We start from the raw sequence: 18,401 nt of genomic DNA on the forward strand, positions 1-18,401 counted from the left end.
GCCTGGATCTCCGGGTCAGCTCCTGCGTAGCGGTGACACCCGAGTTCTTGACCATCGAAAATCAGGAATGCCTGACGCAGCTCCTCGTGTGTTTCTGGCTGCTTCATCCAATAGCAATGACTCCTTTGCGCGTCTGCCCAACCAATCAAAGATGGGGCAAGTACTAGTGGATAACCACATGAAGTACAGCAGTGGCGTTCGACGTAGAAATCACCGGAGACGGATTCTGGGTAACGCTCGGGCATCGTGCAGAAAGCTTAGTCCACAAAGAGGAGCATTGGTAATGAGAAGTCGGCTTATCGGTAGTGCGCTCAGAATGAGCCCTGAACCGGCACAGAAGCTTCTCTCTGCGCAGGCGGCGAGCATTGAGCGTCCAACCACTGCAGGAGTTGAACCCCAATGCTGTGTACGATCGCGCTCCGCCGCGCACGCTCTCAGGACCAACCCCGGTACGACCTTCGCATCAGCGGTAAAACCGCACTCGGACCTTCCGGCACCGGCGGCCAGGAGCTTCTTTCCGATCAGACGGACGAAGAGGTTCGCGCCACTCTTCTGCAACTGGATCTGCCGGCCGAAGCTCTGGCCACCGCCAATGCGATCCTCGCCGACCCGCGCCTGACCGACCATTTCATTCCGGTCGCCGAAGACACGCAGATCGCGTTCGAAACCCTGGACCGCGCGGGCATCGCGCTCTTCGACTGATCGGTCCCGCTGGGAAGCATCACAGGGCAACACGCATAATGCTGCCATGCGTCTCGCCTCCCTGCTCTTTGCTGCGTCTTGCCTTTCGGCCTCTGCGCTCGTGGCGCAGCACAACGCGCCAGACCTTACGCAGCCACAGCAGTACACCATGCACAAGGTCAGCAGCAACGACCCGCTGGGCACCAACAACGACGCCGCCAAACTCGCCGCCGGCGCCACCCTCACGCTGCTCGACGTGGACGGCCCCGGCACCGTCGCGCACCAATGGTTCACCATCAGCAGCAACGACCCGAACCACCTGAAGAACCTGGTGCTGCGCATGTACTGGGACGGCGAAGCCACGCCCAGCGTCGAGTCGCCGCTGGGTGACTTCTTCGGGCTTGAGACCGGTGACTATGTCGATTGGCAGGCCGAGTACCTAAGCGTCGGCCACGAGCGCGCCCTCAACACCTTCTTCCCCATGCCGTTTGCGAAGCACGCCCGCATCACCATCACCAACGAAGGCACAGTACCCGTCAGCGCGCTCTACTTCTCCATCGAGTACATGCAGCACCACCGCAAGCTGCCGGCCGACACCCTCTACTTCCACGCGCAGTACCGGCAGCAATCGCCCACACAGGGCACCTTCAACGCCTGGCAGGGCGACGGCGACAAAGCCGTGAACGCAGTACAAAACACCACCGGCCAGGACAACTACAAGTTCCTCGAAGCCACCGGTCACGGTCACTTCGTCGGCGTCACGCTCGGCATTCTGCAGAACCAGGACGACTGGTGGGGCGAGGGCGACGAAATGTTCTTCGTCGATGGCGAAAGCACGCCCAGTTGGCGCGGTACTGGCGGCGAAGACTACTTCCTGGGCGCTTGGGGCTTTGGTGGTGCCTGGGGCGAAGGCTCACCCTTCAGCTACATGCGCTACGGCGCCCCGCTGGTGCAGCCGTGGCGCACGGGCGCGCGCAACCTGATGTACCGCTTCCACACCGAAGCGCCCATCCCCTTCACCAAATCCTTCATCGCCACCATGGAACACGGCCACGGCAATCACCGGTCCGACAACTGGTTCTCCGTCGCCTACTGGTACCAGGCCGAACCGCACGCCGCGTTCCCGCCGCTGCCCGCTGCGAAGGACCGCGTGCCCACGCTGCACATGGTCGGCGGCCCCGCGAATGCGTGTGATCCGCCGCAGTGCGTCGTCAAGCAACTGCCGCAAGTCTCGCCGGTCCAGCCCCAGTCACAGCCATCCACGTCCCACTAAAACCGCGACACCAGCCACACGCCCAGCACCATCAGCCCCGCGCCGGCCAGCCGCATCGGCGACGCCGGGTGCTGCTTGAACCCGATCCAGCCCATGTGGTCCAGCAGGATGCTCACCAGGATCGACGCCGAGATGGAGACGCCCGTAAAGATGCCTGACCCCAGCTTCTGCGCAAACATCAGGCCGATCATGGTGGTGACGATCGAAAGCAGGCCGCCAAACCAGGCCCACCACGGCGCGCTCGTAATGGCTTGCCCCGGCCACGCCTGCCGCACAATCGCCTGCAGCAGCATCACGCCCAGGAACCCACTCAGGTAGACCCACGCCGCCGCCCACACCGGCTGCTGCAGGTGCTTGTTCAACTCAGCGTTCACGTTCTGAAACGGATTCAGCGCACCCGCGGTGGCAGCAAACAGGACAAAGAGCCAGGACATGGTGAGTAGGACGACGCCTGCGTCGCCGAAGTCGAACAAAGCCGCGGCATGGCGCACCAAAAAGCAGGGAGCAGGCAGCAGGGCACAGGGGTCAGCGAGGCGCCTGTCGACCACAACCCCTCTCACTCCTCCGCCTTGCGCCGTCCCGCTACTCCCTATTCCCTGTTCCCTCTTGCCTGCGATCGACTTGCCGCCGCGCTCCCTCGCTGTTCTCATCAAGCCATGCAAGAGCAGCCCCGCATCCTGGGTCTCGACATCGGAGATCGCCGTATCGGCCTCGCCATCTCCGACCCCTTCGGCACGCTTGCCCAGCCGCTGCTCACGCTCGTCCGCAGCTCGCTTCGCCACGATCTCAAATCGATCGGCCGAGTCCTCCGCAAACACGCCATCACCGAGATCGTCGCCGGCAATCCGCTGTACATGAGCGGCGACCTAAGCCCGCAGGCGCAGAAAGCGCAAGCCTTCGCCGAAGCCGTCCGCGCCGAGTTCGGCCTGCCGCTGCACCTGTGGGACGAGCGCCTGACCACCACCGAGGCGCACCGCCAGCTTGACACCATGGGCCACGAAAAGATCGGCCGCAAAGGCATCATCGACCAGGTCGCCGCCGTGCTCATCCTGCAAGCCTTCCTCGACCACCGCCGCCTTGCGCATGAGGGCTATGCGACCGAATCCGTATAATGATTGCTTCAGGCTCACGTGCCGGAAGACCGCACCGCCGCGACTGTACCGGCCCACAGCGTTCCACACACGCCCTTTAGCCTGACGCTGCACCGCAGCCACCTCACCCCAGGGACCAGACACATGCTCGATATCACCAAGAAGCTGCAGGAAGAAATCAACGTGCTCGAATACGAGCTGACCACCGAGCTGCCCGCTGAGATCAAGCGCGCCGTGGCCCTGGGCGACCTGAGCGAAAACGCCGAATATCACATGGCCAAGCAGCGCCAGGAGTTCGTCAATGCCCGCCTCGGCCAGCTCAAAAAGCGCATGGGCGAGCTCTCCCTCGTCAAGCTCGACAACATCCCGCATGACAAGGTCGGCTTCGGCTCCACTGTCATCGTCCATGACGAAGCCAAGGACGAGGACATCTCCTACAAGCTCGTCACCAGCGAAGAGTCCGACGTGACCAAGGGCCTGATCAGCACCACCTCACCCATCGGCCGTGCCCTCGTCGGCAAAGAGGTAGGCGACACCGTTACCGTGACAACACCGAACGGTAAGCGTGAGATGGAGATCCTGAAGCTCACCACCATTCACGACAGCACCGAGTAGGTTCTCTGTTGGCAAAGAGCATCCAAGGCACCAGATGCTCTTCACCATCCGCGACCGGCAACTCATCCCAGCACCGCTCCATCGCGTCTTCGCACTCTCCACCTCCGTGCCGGTCGTGCAGCGCACGCTCGGCTTCCAGCCCGTCGCGGGTGTCACCACCGGCCACGTAGAGGCCAACAGCCAGGTGCTCTGGCGCGGTTGGCTCTTCGGCCTGCCGCAGTTCCACCTCACCCTCATCACCGACTTCGCCGCGCCCCACACCGACAGTCGCGGCAACCACGTCGCGTACTTTCAGGACACCCAGGCGCGCGGCCGCTTCGCCTTCTTCCAGCACGGCCATCACATGCTCGCCGACGGCTCAGATCGCACCCTGCTGCAGGACGAGATCCGCTTTGCCCTTCCCTTCGGCATCGCCGGTGACCTGGTCGCCCGCGTCATCATGCTGCCGTACATCCGCAAGACCCTGCGCTCGCGTATGAACCTGCTCTCCCGCCTTGCCACCACGCACGAAGGCGACCCGTACCTGTAGTCCCGCCCACGGCCGAACCGTGGCCATTTTGTGAAAACACGCTCCAAAGCCCACAAACAGGAGCGGGCGCGTCCTATGGCCGCGCCGCATTTGCGTCTAGTACAGAAAGCCTTTTTTCCCCGGCCCAGGAGCTCTCCCCCAAGCATGTCTCTGCTGCGTCGCCTTCTTCCTTTCTCGCTCATCGGCGCCGCCCTCAGTGCCATGCCGCTCCGCGCCTCCGTTGCTCTCTTCATGGAGGATCCGTACGGCCACCTCGGCTCCTGGAGCCCCACTGGTCACGCAGCCATTTACCTGGATCACGTCTGCGCCGACAACCCCACGCATCTGCGGCGGTGTCAGCCGGGCGAGACCGGCGTCGTCATCAGCCGGTATCACAAGGTGCATCACGACGACTGGCTCGCCATGCCGCTGATCCCCTATCTGTATTCCGTCGACGACGTGAAGGACGCGCCCGTCTCGCTGCGCAATCGCGACGAGGAAATGGCTGTCCGTGAAAAGTACTGGCGGGCACACCTCACCGACCTTGTGCCGCCGGACGAGAACGGCAACGCACCCAAGGGCAATTGGACGCAGCTCGTCGGCTCGCTCTTTGACCGTACCGCCCACGTTTTTGAAATCGCGAGCACACCCGAGCAGGACGACCACTTCATCGCGGAGTTCAACGCCGGCGCCAACAAGAGCCACTTCAACTTCTTCTTGCACAATTGCGCCGACTTCAGCCGCGCCGTCCTCAACATCTACTTTCCTCACGCGATCCACCGCAATTACGTCGCGGACTTCGGCCTGACCACGCCCAAGCAGGTGGCCAAGTGCCTGGTGAAATACGGGCAGAAGCACCCGGACACACCTGTGCGCCAATACATCCTGGTGCAAACGGGCGGCGGCATCGCCCGCAGCCATCGCATCCGCGGCGTCTCCGAATCGCTCCTCAAGGTCAAGAAGTGGTTCATCCCTCTGCTGATCGTGGAGCCGGAGGTGATCGGCGTCTCCGCCATCGCGTACGTGACCACGGGGCGCTACAAGTTCGACCACGACGCTCCGCCTTACCTGCCGGAGCAAACGTCTATTCCGGCCACGGCGTCCGCTCCGTAGCGACAAGCCGGGCCACCGCACCCGCCGGCCCTCTTCCACGGCGCTGCACAAATCCGTGTGCGGTACTGGTTGGCGACGTGGAAAGTTCATAACAGCAGCAACTTGCACCAGCGACGCCTGATGTCATCAACAAGTTTGTTGGCCTCGTGCTGCCCCCACGAAAGGGGGATCACGAACACTACTTGGCGGGTCTAACATCGCTTCCTATGTCGTCCTGCAAGACTTCCGCTCACCGCCTCGCCTGCACCGCCATCCTCCTCTGCAGCGCTTTGTTTGCGCCTCTTGCGCATGCCGCTTCAGGCCCCGACGCGGCGAAGCCCTCGAACGCGCGCCCCGCGATTCGTCCCCTGCGCCTTATTGTCGGTTTCATGGGCGGTCGCGTTCACGCCGACAACCTCCTGCACAAAGAAGCGACGATCGCCCAAGACCTGCGCGAGCCCGCAGCGGACAACCTCCACGTGCTCGTCTTCGCCAACCACAATGGCGGTTCCGCACTGCGCTCGGTTCTCCATCTCATCGACCAGGACGGCGATGGCAGGATCAGCGAAGCCGAGCGCCGCGCCGTCAACATCGCCATCTACGGCCATAGCTGGGGCGCGTCGGAAACCATTGCCCTCGCCCGTCAGTTGCAGACGCAGAACATCCCCGTCGCACTCACGGTCCAGGTCGACTCCGTGCAGAAGCCCGGCGAGAACGACGCGGAAATCCCCTCCAACGTGCACGAAGCCGTGAACCTGTACCAGCGCGACGGCCTGCTCCGCGGACGCGAAGCCATCCACGCGCAGGACCCCGCCCACACCCGCATCCTGGCCAACGAGCAGTACCACTACAACGCGCAGCACGCGGTCGACATCGCCCGCTTCCCCTGGTTCGCCCGCACCTTCATGCGGCAGCACATTATGATCGAGAACGACCCCGCCGTTTGGACCCGCGTCGAAGCCTACCTGCGCAATGCGATGGACCCGCGCTCCCCCGGCCTCGATTCCGCGCACGTAGCCCTCGCCGAGCAACCCGCCATTCCGCGCTAGCCCCCCCATGCCTCGGAGGGAGCAGGGCCCTTCAGGGCCCTAATAGCTGAACCAACGAACAGGGCTTTAGCCCTGGCCATCGCAGCCTGCATCCCAATCACAGGCAAGCGGAGGCAACGATGAAAGCAGTGGTGCTCGAAGAGTTCGGCGGTCCGGAAAAGCTCCTGTACAAGACCGACGTCCCCGACCCGGAGATCAGCGACGACGAAGTCCTGATCGCCACCGCAGCCAGCAGCGTAAACCCCGTGGACTACAAAGTCCGCGGCAGCGGCGAGATCGCTGGCATGATGGGCGTTAGCCTGCCTGCCATCCTCGGCCGCGACGTAAGTGGCCTGGTGCACCGCATCGGCTCGCGCGTCGCGGGCGTGGCCGTCGGCGACCGCGTCATCGCGCTGACCAACAGCACCTACGCCTCGCTGGTCAAAGTCCCCGCAACCGACATCACGCACATCCCCGAAGGCGTAGACACCGTCGATGCCGCCGCGCTCCCGCTCGTCACCCTCACCGGCGACCAGCTCATCCGCGAAGCCTGCGCGCTCCAGCCCGGCCAAACCGTGCTCGTCACCGGAGCGTTGGGCAGCGTCGGCCGCTCCGCCGTGCACTCCGCCAAAACGCTCGGCGCCAAGGTCATCGCCGGCGTCCGCAAGAAGCAGATCGACAAAGCGCAGACTCTCGGCGTAGACGGCGTGGTCGCCCTCGATGACGACGAAGCTATGCAGAACCTCGGCCAGTTCGACGCCGTAGCCGACACCGTCGGTGGCGAGACCGCAACCAAGCTCCTCAACCACGTCCGCGAAGGCGGCGTCTTCGGCAGCCTGCTCGGCCCAGTCGCGGGCTCTGAGCTGCACCCCGGCGTCCGCGTCTCTCCCATGCGCGCCCACCCCGATCCGCAGCGCCTGAAGGCCTTCGCCGAAGACCTGCGCGACGGCAAGTTCACCTTGCCCATCGCCACCCGCTTCCCGCTCGAACAGGCCGGCGAAGCCCAGGCCTACGCCCAAAAAGGCGCCGACGGCAAAGTCCTCCTCCTCGCCCTGTAATCAATCGAACGGATTGTCCGCTTCCTGTGCAGGAAACCCCTCAACCGGTGTCATCCTGAGCAAAGCGAAGGGTCTGCTTTCGCTCAGGATCGGCACGCCCGCCAGTCGGCCGCGCCGCGCCCAGACTTACAGCTCACACTGGCTACTCCCTACTCCCTGAGCCCTGTTGCCTTCTCCACCCCGGGCCACATGACACCTGTCACCCCGCGCTCCTGACGCACGGCACTCCAATCGTCACGCAGCAACCGCGAAGCTGGATCTCGTACCAGAGGAGATCCAGATGCGCCACAAAGCCCTGCTTGCAGCAACACCGCTCGCCGCCGCTGTTCTGATCGTTGCGAACACCCGCGCACAGGACTGCAGCCGCGCCCAGATCGAGGTGCTTGACTCCACCGGCGCCGCCATCGTCGGCGCAAGCGTCGTGGTCGACAACAAATCCGCCGGCATCACCGACGCGCACGGCCATTTCGCCACCGCGTGCCTTACCTCCGCGGCGCACACCGCGCGCGTCGCCGCCGAGAACTTCGAGACCGTCACCGCGAAGCTTGATCCGGCTCGCACCCTCACGCTTCGCCTCAAGCCCTCCACCGCCGAAACCATCGACGCCGTCGACGAAGACCCCGTCTCGAACACCAGCGTCGCCGGCACCAAGGAACTCAAGGGCGACGAGATCAAGCAGCTCGCCGACGACCCCGACGAGTTCGGCCGCCAACTCCAGGTCCTCGCCGCCGCCGCGGGTGGCGCCCCCGGCCAAGCCATCATCGCGGTCGACGGCTTCCAGAATGGCGGCCGCATCCCGCCCAAGTCAGCCATCGCCTTCATCCGCGTCAACCCCGACCTCTTCTCCGCCGAGTACGAGCGCCCGCCCTACCAGGGTGGCCGCGTCGAGATTTACACCAAGCCCGGCCAGGGCAAGCTGCACGGCGCTCTCTTCACCACGCAGTCCGGCCAATTCCTCAACGCCGCCGACCCCTTCGCGCCCAGCAAAGCCGCCATCGGCCGGCAGCGTTACGGCTTCGAACTCGGCGGGCCCATCAAGACAAATCGCGCCGACTTCTTCGTCGCGCTCGAGCACCGCCAGATCGATCAGTTCGCCGTGGTCAACGCCGTCACGCTCGACGCAAACGCGCAGCCGCAACAGGTCACCGCCAACGTCGCCACGCCGCAGTCGCTCTGGGAAGCCTCCGCGCGCTTCGGCCTGCTGCTCGGCCCGCACAACAACTTCACCGGCACCTACACCGCCACCGTCAACGGCCTGACGAACCAGGGCGTGGGCGGCACCACGCTGCAGCAGGCGGGCTACAACTCCGCGCAGAGCGAACACTCGATCCGCCTCACCAACCTGCAGACAGTCAGCGCCAACCTCTTGCATGAATCACGCCTCGGCCTCACCTGGCGCCTGCGCGACGACACACCGCTCAGCTCGGCACCGCAGCTCTCCGTGGCCGGCGCGTTCACCGGCGGCGGCGCCACCACCCAGGCCCTCCGCTCGCACGAACTCGACACCGAGTTCGACGACGACATCCTCCTGCAGCGTAAGAAGCACAGCATCAAGGCCGGCCTGCAACTCTTGAACATCCGTTTGAATGACGATCTGCCGACCAACCACAACGGCACCTTCATCTTTGGCGGCGGCACTGCGCCTGTGCTCAACGCGAACAACACCGCGACGTCGCAGACGACCGTCATCACCGGCCTGGAGCAGTACCGCCGCGCCCTCCTCAACCTGCCCGGCGGCACGCCCACGCAGTTCGCCATCACCACCGGAGCGATCCCGCTCGGCCTGAATCAACTGCGCGTGGTTCTCTTCGCACAGGACCAGTGGAAGCTGCGCCCGCGCCTCGAACTCTCCGGCGGCCTTCGCTGGTCCATGCAAACCGCACCCACCACGCTCGGCAACATCGCTCCGCGCATCGGCGTAGCCTGGGCGCCCGACCGCAAGCAGCGCTGGGTGCTGCACGCGCGCACCGGCCTTTTCTTCAGCGCCATCGACAATCAAACGACGCTCGAAGCGAACCGCCTCAACGGCATCAACCAGACACAGCTCCAAATCACCAACCCGCAATACACAGCACCTCTAACGACGGGCACCGCCCGCGTGACCACGCTGCGCGCACCCCTGCCGCAACTCTCGCAGGTCCCGTCCATCCAAACCCACTTCGGCATCGAGCACGACTTCCCGCAGCACTGGCACGCACAGGTCAACCTCTACCTCGCCCGCGCCTGGAACGACCTGCGCTCGCGCAACATCAACGCGCCGCTCCCCACCGCATCCACGCAGGCCAACCCCAACAACACGCGCCCCGGCGCGCCCGACCTGAACCTCTACCAGTACCAGCAGACCGGCAACCTGGGTGGCAACGTGCTCTTCGCCGGCGTCGACCAGCACTCGTTCAAACGCCTGCAGATCTTCGCCGGCTACATCCGCATGAACCTGCGCACGAACGCCGACACGAACGCGCTGTTCCCGCAATCCAGCTACTCCGAAGCCGGCGAGTACGCCCGGCCCACCTGGCAGAACACGCATCACGTCATCGCTTTCACAAACTACGTCTTCCCGCTCGGCTTCGTTCTTTCCAACCAGTTCGACGCGGCCAGCGGCACGCCCTTCAACATCACCACCGGCTTCGACAACAACGGCGACGGCATCTTCAACGATCGCCCATACTTTGCATCGCAAAGCGACGCAAGCGCCATCGCCACACCGTTCGGCACGCTCACCAGCAACACGGCCAGCACTGCCGCATCCATCACCCGCAACGCCGGCACGTTGCCGTGGAATATCCACCTCGACGCCAACCTCAGCCGCGAGTTCAAGCTGCCGCACCACGCCAACAGCGAAGCCCGCTCGCTCACCGCAAACATCCGCTCCGCCAACCTGCTGAACCACACCAACGTCACGGCCGTCGGCGGCGTGCTCGGCAGCCCACTTTTCAACCGCGCCTACGCCGCAGACCCCGGCCGCCGCATCGAAGCCGGCCTCCGCTTCGCCTTCTAGCCCCGGAGATATCGGCTTCAGCCGCCGAGGTAGAAACTCCAACGCACCACAAACCGCGGCTTCAGCCGCCGAGGTGACGAACCATGCGCACGACCATCGCTCTCTTCGCGGCACTCACCGCAACCACCCTGACCGCCGCCGCCCAAAGCACTGCAGCGCCAACCAAACCGGCGCCGCCCACCCTCGGCCCGCTCGTCAGTTACCAGTACTGGCCCACGCAGTACATCCAGTTCCTCACCGGTCCGGAACTGCCCTACAGCATGTTCATGTTTGAAGCGGACACCTCCGACGGCAAGCACCCCAGCTATCACGCCAGCTTCACCACCCGGGACGGCAAGCGCGTCAACTACTCCAACACCGACGCGCTCACTTTGTATTACAAAGCGTCGGGCGAAGAGAGCTACAAGACCGACTTCGCGGTGGAGATTGACGACTCCGACAAGGTCGGCGCCGCGTCCACCGTTCGCTTCTCCACCCACGACGAAAAGCCCGTCGAGTTCCGCTTCGTGCAGGGCTCTGACATCTCGGCCCAGGGCTCCGGCCTGCAGCCCATCCCCGATGCGCCGATCCCCATCTTCGCTTATCGCGAACTCGGCGCCGTGGCCGGCGAAGGCACCGCACTCAAGATCGGTGACACCGTCTCCACCGCCGAAGTCTGGAAAGAGATCAGCCACCCACCGTACTTCGTCGCCTATCGCGGCGCCATCACCTCCAGCGCTCACACGATCGTCTTCTACAAGGGCACGCAGACCTGGACGGTCGCGAAGTATCCCGCGGCCCTCACCGCCGGCAACACCTGGGAGCTCGACGACGACCGCCGCGACCACCTCACGCTCAAGATCGACAAAGTCGACGGCACACACTTCACCCTCAGCGCCACCGATCGCTTCCACCCCGCCGTGAACACGATTGTCGAAGCCACGCGCACCGGCGACACCTTCACCACCGACCGCGTCCTCTACATGCCTGCGGCCAAGGGCGGCGACAAGCACACCGTCGCACTCACCTTCACGCCCGGCCTCAGCACTACGGCGACCGCCTCGACCATGGACCTCTCTATCGCCAAGAAGAAGGCCATCGCCACTGCAACATCGACCGCCACCGGCGACGCTGCCGACCGCACCTCAACGCTGCAGTTCACCGCGCCAGCCTGGGCCACAAACAAGTCCCTCACCGAAGAGACAAAGACCACCGGCGACGCCATCACCGTTACCGCGCACTAGGACCCACGGCGGCCAGCGCCCACGTCCGGACTCTCGGACGTGGGTCTGCATCCGCATCCCACCTCTCGCGCTACCCTGTACATGCAACAGGAGCGCACGAATGCCGACGCAAACCCCCGAGTCTCTCCAGAAGTTCGCCATCCAGGACCACCTCACCTTTCACGTCGGCAACGGCAACCTGAATCATGATCTTGTCGAAGCGCGCATCGTCACGCCCGCCTCCGAGGCGACCATCCTTCTGCACGGCGCGCACCTCACCCGCTGGAATCCCACCGGCACCGAGCCCGTCATCTACGTCTCACCCAAGTCCGCCTTCGCAGAGGACAAGCCCATCCGCGGCGGCATCCCCGTGCTCTATCCCTGGTTCGCCTCCGGCTGGGACGGCCAGCACCAGCCCATGCATGGCTTCGCCCGCATCACCGAATGGACAGTCCAGTCCACGCACCTCGACCCGCACGGCGACGTGACCCTCACCCTCACCCTCCCCAGCACGCCCGACCTGCAGAAATCCGGCTACGGCCAGTGCGCCGCCACCCTCCGCTTCCGCGTCGGCAAGGAACTCGCGATCACTCTCGAGGTCACGAATCACGGCTCCGCGCCCATCGTCTTCGAAGAAGGCCTGCACACCTACTTCGCCATCGGCGACATTCGTCAGACCACGACCGAGGGCCTGCAAGGCACCACCTATCTCGACAAGCGCGACAACTTCGCAAAGAAGGTGCAGACCGAGCGCCTGCTGCATTACACCCGCGACGTCGATCAGGTCCACCTGAATACCGCAACGCCGCTGACCGTGCACGACGCCGCGAACCGCCGCGACATCCACATCGTCAAAGGCGGTTCCGACACCACCGTCACATGGAATCCGTGGTCGGTCATGACGCCCACCCTGCCTGACCTCGCACCCGACTCCTGGGAACACTTCGTCTGCGTCGAGACCGTCAACGCCGCCGACAACCGCATCACCCTCGCGCCCGGCCAGACCCACGTCATGTCCTCAACGGTCCACGTGACGAAGCTGGCATAATCAGCGGCCTTGGCACCGATGCTCATCCTCGCCTCCGCCTCGCCCCGCCGCCGCGAACTCCTCGCCCACCTCGGCCTGCCGTTTACCATCGAAGCGGCCGACATCGACGAGACGCCGTACCCCGACGAGGACCCGCGCGCCTACACCGAGCGGCTCGCCCGCCAGAAGGCAGAAGCGGTCGCGCAGCGTTACCCGGGGGCCACCATCCTCGCCGCCGACACCACTGTCGTTCTCGACGACCTCATCTTCGGCAAGCCACAGGACGCCGCGGACGCCCGCCGCATGCTCCAGCTTCTGCAGGGCCGCTCGCACCGCGTCATCACCGGCGTGGCGCTTCATTCAAACAATCAAACAACTGTGGAATCGGAGCAGACCGTCGTCACCTTCAGTCAAATGAACGTCGAAATGATCGATGTCTACGTGGCCAGCGGCGATCCGCTCGACAAAGCTGGCGCATACGGCATCCAGGGTGCAGCCGCCCAGTTCATCCCCCGCATTGAAGGCGACTACTCCAACGTCGTCGGCCTTCCTCTCGCCCGCGTCCGCCAGATGCTGCACCAGGCCGGCCTGCTCTAACCAGCCGCACCCAGGCAAGCGCTACCGCACAGTCCCACCCAGCGCCATCGCGCGAACCTCGGCTGCACTCACTCCCCGCTCACGCATTGCCCGCAGGCTCAACGCATCCGACCGTTTCGCCAGCCGCTGACCATGCGCATCCACCATCAGCGCGCAATGGAAGTAGTCCGGCGTCGGGTACGCCAGGGCTCGCTGCAACAGGATCTGCCGCGCGGTCGATCGCAACAGATCGCGGCCGCGCACCACTTCGGTGATTCCCATCGCAAAGTCGTCCGCCACGCACGCCAACTGGTAGCTGGGCACGCCGTCCCGCCGCTCCACGACGAAGTCGCCAAAATCCCGTCCCGCTACAAACGTCTGCGGCCCGAGCCCGCCATCCACGAACCCAACGACCTCGCCCTCTGGCACCCGGAACCGTAGCGCGCCCTCACCCACGCAGCCGCGATCGCGGCAGGTGCCTGGATACAGCGGCTCATCGTCGTCTTCTGCGTGGGGAGCGCGCGCCGCAGAGGCCAAATCCCGCCTCGAACACGTGCAACGGTAAAGCCACCCATTTCGCTGCAAGTCCCCAATAACTTTGCGATACAAAGTGAATCGTGAACTCTGCCGGTACGGCCCAAACGCTCCAGGCTCGTCTCCAGAAACCTGTGGCCCTTCCTCCCACCGGATCCTGAGCCACGCCAGGTCTTCCAACATCGCCCGGGCATACTCCGGCCGTGCCCGGCTCGCGTCCAGGTCCTCATCACGCAACACCAGCACCCCGCCCGCCACGCGCGCTCGCTGCTCCGCGATCAGGAAAGTTCGCGCATGCCCCAGGTGTAAGTACCCGGTCGGCGAAGGTGCGATCCGCCCTCGATAACCCGCCACCAGCGTTACCGCTGAGTTGCTGGCTCGCTGGCCTGCTGACTTGCTGCCTTCGGTATGAACGCCTGCGCCACCACCGACAGCCCCAGCGCGATCACGATTCCTTGCACGACCCGGATCAGGCTCAGGTCCCACGCATACCCGCGGGTCCACCCAAATACTGCAAAGGTCACCGCAACACCCAGCATGTAGACCTCGCTCAGGAACCCCTGTGCCCAGTTCGGTCGGTACCCGGAACTGGACACGCCCGAGCGCAGCCTGGGCAGCAGCCGAGGCACCCGGTCGCAGTATGCCGCGTACGCCACCCCCTGCCGGTTCAGCAGAAAGGGCTCTTCGCGCCCGATCAGCCGCAACTGGAGGACGGTCAGCAGAATCATCGTCAATACCGCCGCTTCCGGCCGCATGAGCATTACGATCGCAACCGAATGCAGCAGCGTTCCCAGGTACAGCGGGTTCCGCAGGTACCGGTACGGCCCAGCCGCAATCACGCCCGACCCATCCATTCCACCGGAGTGCACCGTGGCCGCGCCCAGGTAGGCCGCGCCCCATACTCGCAGCGCTACGCCAGCTACGGCAAATAGCACCAGCCCGGCACAGACCTCATTCCAAACCGGGGCGAAGTTGGCGAACGTCGGCTTGGACGCGGCGTCGGCAATCAGGAACCAGCAGCTCTCATTGTGCAGAAAGCTCCACAGCGGCAGATGCCAGGGCGCAGCCAGCCCCAGCGTGTAGATCAGGCCGTGAATCAGGAATCGGTGCTTGTATTCGAACGCGGTCGCCCGCAGGTACTCCGGAAGCGGCTTCACAGGTTCCTCACTGGCCCAGCAATTCGAGTAGACGGTCGAAATCTTCCAGGCTGCGGTACTCGATGATCACGCGACCCTTGCCTTTCTTATCTTCAATGCGCGTCCGCAGCCCGACCCGGCGCTGAATGCTGTCCTGCGCGTCCTTCACGTTCGGGTCGATCTGCTCCTCCTCAGCGGCGGCCTTGCCGAGCTTGGCCTCAGGACTCAGGAGCCGCTTCACGTAGGTCTCCGTCGCGCGCACCGAGAGCGACAGCGCGTTCACCTTGCGCATGGCGCTCAGGATCTGCTCCGGCGTTTCCAGCGCCATTAGCGCCTTGGCGTGACCAAACGTGATCGTTCCGGCTTCCAACTGCTCCTGCGCCTCAGGCGGAAGCCGCAGCAGGCGCAGGAAGTTGCCGATCGACGCGCGATCCTTGCCGGTTCGGCTCGCCATCTGTTCCTGCGTCAGGTGAAAGTCCCGGCCCAGCCGTTCAAAGGCGCGCGCCTGCTCCATCGGGTTCAGGTCGGCGCGCTGCAGGTTCTCGACAATGGTCATCTCCATGGTCTGCGCGTCTGACGCCTTGATTACGACGGCCGGAATGGTTTCTTTGCCGGCTTGCTTGGAAGCCAGCCAACGGCGCTCGCCAGCGATCAACTGAAACTGGCCGTTCGGCAGGCTTCGGACGGTGATGGGCTGCACCACCCCGGTCGCGGCAATGGAGTTCGCCAGCTCCGTGAGTGCACCTTCCTCAAACGTGGTGCGCGTCTGGAAGGGGTTGGGCTCGATCCGTTGCAGCGGGATCTGGAGCGGCGTTCCGGCATTCGCTTCCGCCGCGGACGCCTCGATCTTTCCCACATTGCTGCTCGGAGCAGCGGGAGCCGTCCCTGGCTTGGGCGGAAGCAGGGCGTCCAGCCCCTTGCCCAGCGCAGGGCGTTTTGCGGAGGTTGCGATAGCCATCAGGTGTGTCTCCGATCCGAACGAGGTGCGTCAGCGGTTGTAAGGCCAGAAGCGGACTTCCGGCTTGTTCTGCTTTTTCTGTCTGGCCAGCTCGACCGCACGCGGGCTTTCGATCTTGTTGCGGCGCAGCAGCTCCCGCGCCAGCTCCTGGTACGCCTCGGCGCCGCGGGAGCGCGGATCGTACAGGATCACGGGCAGCCCGTGGCTGGGCGCCTCCGCCAGGCGAACATTACGAGGAACCGTCGTTTCGAACAGCTTGTCGGCAAAGAAGCTCTTCAAGTTCTCCGCCACTTGCTGCGACAGCGAGGTGCGCGGATCGAACATGGTCAGCAGTACGCCCTCGAGCTCCAGCTTCGGGTTCAGCCCGGCGACTACGCGGTCCAGTGTGCTCATCAGCTCGCTGATTCCTTCCAGCGCAAAATACTCCGCCTGCATCGGCACCAGCAGCCCGTCTGCCGCGCACAGCGCGTTCAGCGTGAGCAAATCCAGCGAAGGCGGGCAGTCCAGCACGATAAAGCGGTACTTCTCGCGAAGCGGCTCCAGCGCGTCGCGCAGCCGGAACTCGCGCCCATCCTGCGAGGCAATCTCGAAGTTCGCTCCGATCAGATGGCGGCTGGCCGGCAGAATCGACAGGTTCTCGACCGGTGTCGGCAGGATCGCCTCGTCTGCGGGAACCCCGTCGACCAGCACGCTATAGGTGGAGGCGCGCTCCTCCGCCCGCGAGAGTCCAACGCCACCCGTACTGTTGGCCTGGGGATCGCAATCCACCAGCAAGGTGGGCAGCAGTTCAAGCGCGAGCGCCGCGGCCAGGTTGATGGCCGTGGTGGTCTTGCCCACGCCACCCTTCTGGTTGACGACCGCAATGACTTTGCCTGGTTGTGTAGGGGGAACGGGTTCTTTGGACATGCTGCAGGCTCAGACTACCGGAGAGACGGTGTGCGTTCCAAATGTTCCACGTGGAACAGAGCTGCCTACGAGATCAGATGTTCCACGTGGAACATTTGCAACTGGGCTCGCTCAGCTCAGCTATCTCACAGGTTCGCAGCGACAGCAGATTGATTCCACGGCACCGCGGGCTGCGGGCCTCTACTGCGCCAGAGTCGCTATTAGAATGCGTCCACCCGATCGGGGAACGTTATGCGTCGCCACGTGAGCCCACTGTGCCTCCGGTAACCGCGTCTCGCCGCCCTGCGCCGTGAAAAACGCCAGAGTGCCACCGGGCTCGAGGCGATCCATCGCAAGGGCCAAGGCGTCGGGCATGTTGTCCACTGCGCGTAGCGTGACGACGTCGAAGCGGTAGTCCCGCTCCATCTCTTCTACCCGGTGCGCCCAAACCCGGGCGTGGGACCCCGTCATCCAGACCGCCTCGCGCAGAAACACGGCTTTTTTGGCGTGCGCCTCGGCCAGCATCACATCCGCCTCCGGACGCATGAGGGAAATCGGCAATCCGGGAAATCCGGCTCCGGAACCGAGATCGAGCATGGTCTGAAACTCTGGCAGCAGCCGGGCCATGTAGAAGCTCTCTCCCATGTGGCGCTCCACCATCTGGGCGGCTTCGCGAACCGAGGTCAGGTTCAGCTTCTTGTTCCACACTTCAAGCAGGGCAAGGTACCGCTGCACCCGCTCACATAGAGAACGCGACGGCTCCTCGGCCAGGTACGGCTGCAGCAGAACGCCGATTTCCGCGGGATCGAGCTTAGCCATGCCGCACCGCCGCTGCGACCAGCGCCCCGACCAGGTGGCGAGATGCGTCACTCCGATCGATGGTGCGCTCGGGGTGCCACTGCACCCCGACCAGGAATGGATGCGACGGGTCCTCGACCGCTTCGATCACGCCATCCTGCGTGGATCGCGCGGATACCCGAAGACCGTCGCCCGGAACGCCCACCGCCTGATGATGACTGGAATTGACCATAAGCCGCAAAAATCCATCAGCAGCGTCCGGCGAGACATCCTGCGCAGCGCTCAGGATGCGTCCGAGATGAGATTCGGCAGCCACCACAGAGCTATGTGCCTCCGCAACGGCGCGGCCCGCGCGATGGTTGACCGGAACCGGCTGCAGGTGCTGAACCAGCGTGCCTCCGCGATAGACGTTGAGCGATTGGAGCCCAAAGCAGACCGCCAGGGTTGGCATCTGGTTCCGCTCCGCAAGCTCCAGCAGGAGCATGTCGACCCGCTCGCGTTCGGCGTCAGCGGGGTTTGTCTCTGGCTCTGCCTCGTGCCCGTACCGCGCCGGAAGCACGTCCGCTCCGCTACCGGGCAGCAGGATGCCCTGCGCTATCTCCGCCAGGCGGAGCAACTCTGGTTCCGTAGCATTCAGCGGAACTGCGACAGCGGTGCCGCCGCACTGTTGGACGGCAGCGGCGTACTCCGGCCAGCACTGCTGGTTGTACTCCGGGTCAAAGGACGTTGGGCTGGGAATAAGAATGGTAGGTCGCACGGCCTCTCACATTTTATGCCGCATAGTTAGCGCGTATGCCACGCGAGTTCCGGGCAGATCACACAAGTAACTGACGTGAGCCAAAGGAGAGGTTACGCATAATTTCTCGAAAAAGGACCGACTTTGCGGTAAGTTTTGGAGTGCCGCAGCAGTACGCGGTGCCTCTTCTCCTAGTCTGCACATA

At 64.4% G+C, this 18,401-nt stretch carries 19 protein-coding genes; 12 read left to right on the forward strand and 7 right to left on the reverse strand.

The window, feature by feature from the left end; genetic code table 11:
* The first annotated feature begins 399 nt into the window (after positions 1 to 399).
* Both OHL12_RS12785 and OHL12_RS12790 read left to right on the forward strand, forming a co-directional pair.
* Positions 400 to 702 carry a hypothetical protein gene (locus OHL12_RS12785; RefSeq protein WP_263414204.1) on the forward strand — a complete coding sequence of 101 codons (303 nt, stop codon included), beginning with the start codon at positions 400 to 402 and terminating at the stop codon, positions 700 to 702.
* A 46-nt stretch (positions 703 to 748) separates the two neighbouring features.
* Positions 749 to 1,954, forward strand: a complete 1,206-nt coding sequence (locus OHL12_RS12790) for a glycoside hydrolase family 172 protein (RefSeq protein ID WP_263414205.1) — start codon at positions 749 to 751, stop codon at positions 1,952 to 1,954.
* Here OHL12_RS12790 and OHL12_RS12795 read toward each other — a convergent pair.
* Positions 1,951 to 2,388, reverse strand: a complete 438-nt coding sequence (locus OHL12_RS12795) for a DMT family transporter (RefSeq protein WP_263414206.1) — start codon at positions 2,386 to 2,388, stop codon at positions 1,951 to 1,953. The two genes, OHL12_RS12790 and OHL12_RS12795, sit on opposite strands and share 4 nt — an antisense overlap.
* A 222-nt stretch (positions 2,389 to 2,610) precedes the next feature.
* Here OHL12_RS12795 and ruvX point away from each other — a divergent pair, with 222 nt between their 5' ends.
* From ruvX to OHL12_RS12845, 10 genes are all read left to right on the forward strand, one after another.
* Entirely contained in the window at positions 2,611 to 3,066 is a 456-nt protein-coding gene (gene ruvX, locus OHL12_RS12800) for a Holliday junction resolvase RuvX (RefSeq protein ID WP_263414207.1), read from the forward strand.
* Between the two features lie 123 nt (positions 3,067 to 3,189).
* The gene (locus OHL12_RS12805; protein ID WP_263414208.1) at positions 3,190 to 3,660 is read left to right on the forward strand and encodes a GreA/GreB family elongation factor; all 471 of its coding nucleotides are present in this window, start codon (positions 3,190 to 3,192) and stop codon (positions 3,658 to 3,660) included.
* A gap of 34 nt (positions 3,661 to 3,694) precedes the next feature.
* On the forward strand, positions 3,695 to 4,189 hold the full coding sequence (locus OHL12_RS12810; protein WP_263414209.1) for an SRPBCC family protein: 495 nt from the start codon (positions 3,695 to 3,697) through the stop codon (positions 4,187 to 4,189).
* 144 nt (positions 4,190 to 4,333) lie between these two features.
* Positions 4,334 to 5,281, forward strand: coding sequence for a hypothetical protein (locus OHL12_RS12815; RefSeq protein WP_263414210.1), 948 nt, complete (start codon positions 4,334 to 4,336; stop codon positions 5,279 to 5,281).
* Positions 5,282 to 5,550: 269 nt separating this feature from the next.
* Positions 5,551 to 6,309: a hypothetical protein gene (locus OHL12_RS12820; protein ID WP_263414211.1), complete on the forward strand. Its 759-nt coding sequence runs from the start codon at positions 5,551 to 5,553 to the stop codon at positions 6,307 to 6,309.
* Between the two features lie 119 nt (positions 6,310 to 6,428).
* Positions 6,429 to 7,346 (forward strand): NADP-dependent oxidoreductase, encoded by a 918-nt coding sequence (locus OHL12_RS12825; protein ID WP_263414212.1) that lies wholly within the window; start codon positions 6,429 to 6,431, stop codon positions 7,344 to 7,346.
* Between the two features lie 280 nt (positions 7,347 to 7,626).
* A complete protein-coding gene (locus tag OHL12_RS12830) occupies positions 7,627 to 10,344 on the forward strand; it encodes a TonB-dependent receptor (protein WP_263414213.1) in 2,718 nt (905 codons plus the stop codon).
* An 83-nt stretch (positions 10,345 to 10,427) separates the two neighbouring features.
* Positions 10,428 to 11,567 (forward strand): hypothetical protein, encoded by a 1,140-nt coding sequence (locus tag OHL12_RS12835; protein ID WP_263414214.1) that lies wholly within the window; start codon positions 10,428 to 10,430, stop codon positions 11,565 to 11,567.
* A 100-nt stretch (positions 11,568 to 11,667) separates the two neighbouring features.
* A complete protein-coding gene (locus tag OHL12_RS12840; protein ID WP_263414215.1) occupies positions 11,668 to 12,594 on the forward strand; it encodes a D-hexose-6-phosphate mutarotase in 927 nt (308 codons plus the stop codon).
* A gap of 18 nt (positions 12,595 to 12,612) precedes the next feature.
* Positions 12,613 to 13,170 (forward strand): Maf family protein, encoded by a 558-nt coding sequence (locus OHL12_RS12845; RefSeq protein WP_263415131.1) that lies wholly within the window; start codon positions 12,613 to 12,615, stop codon positions 13,168 to 13,170.
* Between the two features lie 21 nt (positions 13,171 to 13,191).
* On the opposite strand, the gene gluQRS is transcribed toward OHL12_RS12845, so the two are convergent.
* From gluQRS to OHL12_RS12875, 6 genes are all read right to left on the reverse strand, one after another.
* Positions 13,192 to 14,037, reverse strand: a complete 846-nt coding sequence (gene gluQRS / locus OHL12_RS12850; protein WP_263414216.1) for a tRNA glutamyl-Q(34) synthetase GluQRS — start codon at positions 14,035 to 14,037, stop codon at positions 13,192 to 13,194.
* A gap of 5 nt (positions 14,038 to 14,042) precedes the next feature.
* Positions 14,043 to 14,840 carry a methyltransferase family protein gene (locus OHL12_RS12855; protein ID WP_263414217.1) on the reverse strand — a complete coding sequence of 266 codons (798 nt, stop codon included), beginning with the start codon at positions 14,838 to 14,840 and terminating at the stop codon, positions 14,043 to 14,045.
* Positions 14,841 to 14,847: 7 nt separating this feature from the next.
* Entirely contained in the window at positions 14,848 to 15,777 is a 930-nt protein-coding gene (locus OHL12_RS12860) for a ParB/RepB/Spo0J family partition protein (RefSeq protein WP_263414218.1), read from the reverse strand.
* A 30-nt stretch (positions 15,778 to 15,807) separates the two neighbouring features.
* Positions 15,808 to 16,683, reverse strand: a complete 876-nt coding sequence (locus OHL12_RS12865; RefSeq protein WP_263414219.1) for a ParA family protein — start codon at positions 16,681 to 16,683, stop codon at positions 15,808 to 15,810.
* 180 nt (positions 16,684 to 16,863) lie between these two features.
* Entirely contained in the window at positions 16,864 to 17,481 is a 618-nt protein-coding gene (gene rsmG / locus OHL12_RS12870) for a 16S rRNA (guanine(527)-N(7))-methyltransferase RsmG (protein WP_263414220.1), read from the reverse strand.
* A complete protein-coding gene (locus tag OHL12_RS12875) occupies positions 17,474 to 18,217 on the reverse strand; it encodes a gamma-glutamyl-gamma-aminobutyrate hydrolase family protein (protein ID WP_263414221.1) in 744 nt (247 codons plus the stop codon). The genes rsmG and OHL12_RS12875 overlap by 8 nt, the downstream gene beginning before the upstream one ends.
* Between the last annotated feature and the right edge of the window lie 184 nt (positions 18,218 to 18,401).

Origin of the sequence: Terriglobus aquaticus (genome assembly GCF_025685415.1) — a bacterium.
Lineage (GTDB): Bacteria > Acidobacteriota > Terriglobia > Terriglobales > Acidobacteriaceae > Terriglobus > Terriglobus aquaticus.

Coding starts and splice junctions, on each gene's coding strand:
- OHL12_RS12785 (WP_263414204.1), top strand. CDS start 400: ATGCTGTGTACGATCGCGCTCCGCCGCGCACGCTCTCAGGACCAACCC.
- OHL12_RS12790 (WP_263414205.1), top strand. CDS start 749: ATGCGTCTCGCCTCCCTGCTCTTTGCTGCGTCTTGCCTTTCGGCCTCT.
- OHL12_RS12795 (WP_263414206.1), bottom strand. CDS start 2,388: ATGTCCTGGCTCTTTGTCCTGTTTGCTGCCACCGCGGGTGCGCTGAAT.
- ruvX (WP_263414207.1), top strand. CDS start 2,611: ATGCAAGAGCAGCCCCGCATCCTGGGTCTCGACATCGGAGATCGCCGT.
- OHL12_RS12805 (WP_263414208.1), top strand. CDS start 3,190: ATGCTCGATATCACCAAGAAGCTGCAGGAAGAAATCAACGTGCTCGAA.
- OHL12_RS12810 (WP_263414209.1), top strand. CDS start 3,695: ATGCTCTTCACCATCCGCGACCGGCAACTCATCCCAGCACCGCTCCAT.
- OHL12_RS12815 (WP_263414210.1), top strand. CDS start 4,334: ATGTCTCTGCTGCGTCGCCTTCTTCCTTTCTCGCTCATCGGCGCCGCC.
- OHL12_RS12825 (WP_263414212.1), top strand. CDS start 6,429: ATGAAAGCAGTGGTGCTCGAAGAGTTCGGCGGTCCGGAAAAGCTCCTG.
- OHL12_RS12830 (WP_263414213.1), top strand. CDS start 7,627: ATGCGCCACAAAGCCCTGCTTGCAGCAACACCGCTCGCCGCCGCTGTT.
- OHL12_RS12835 (WP_263414214.1), top strand. CDS start 10,428: ATGCGCACGACCATCGCTCTCTTCGCGGCACTCACCGCAACCACCCTG.
- OHL12_RS12840 (WP_263414215.1), top strand. CDS start 11,668: ATGCCGACGCAAACCCCCGAGTCTCTCCAGAAGTTCGCCATCCAGGAC.
- OHL12_RS12845 (WP_263415131.1), top strand. CDS start 12,613: ATGCTCATCCTCGCCTCCGCCTCGCCCCGCCGCCGCGAACTCCTCGCC.
- OHL12_RS12860 (WP_263414218.1), bottom strand. CDS start 15,777: ATGGCTATCGCAACCTCCGCAAAACGCCCTGCGCTGGGCAAGGGGCTG.
- OHL12_RS12865 (WP_263414219.1), bottom strand. CDS start 16,683: ATGTCCAAAGAACCCGTTCCCCCTACACAACCAGGCAAAGTCATTGCG.
- rsmG (WP_263414220.1), bottom strand. CDS start 17,481: ATGGCTAAGCTCGATCCCGCGGAAATCGGCGTTCTGCTGCAGCCGTAC.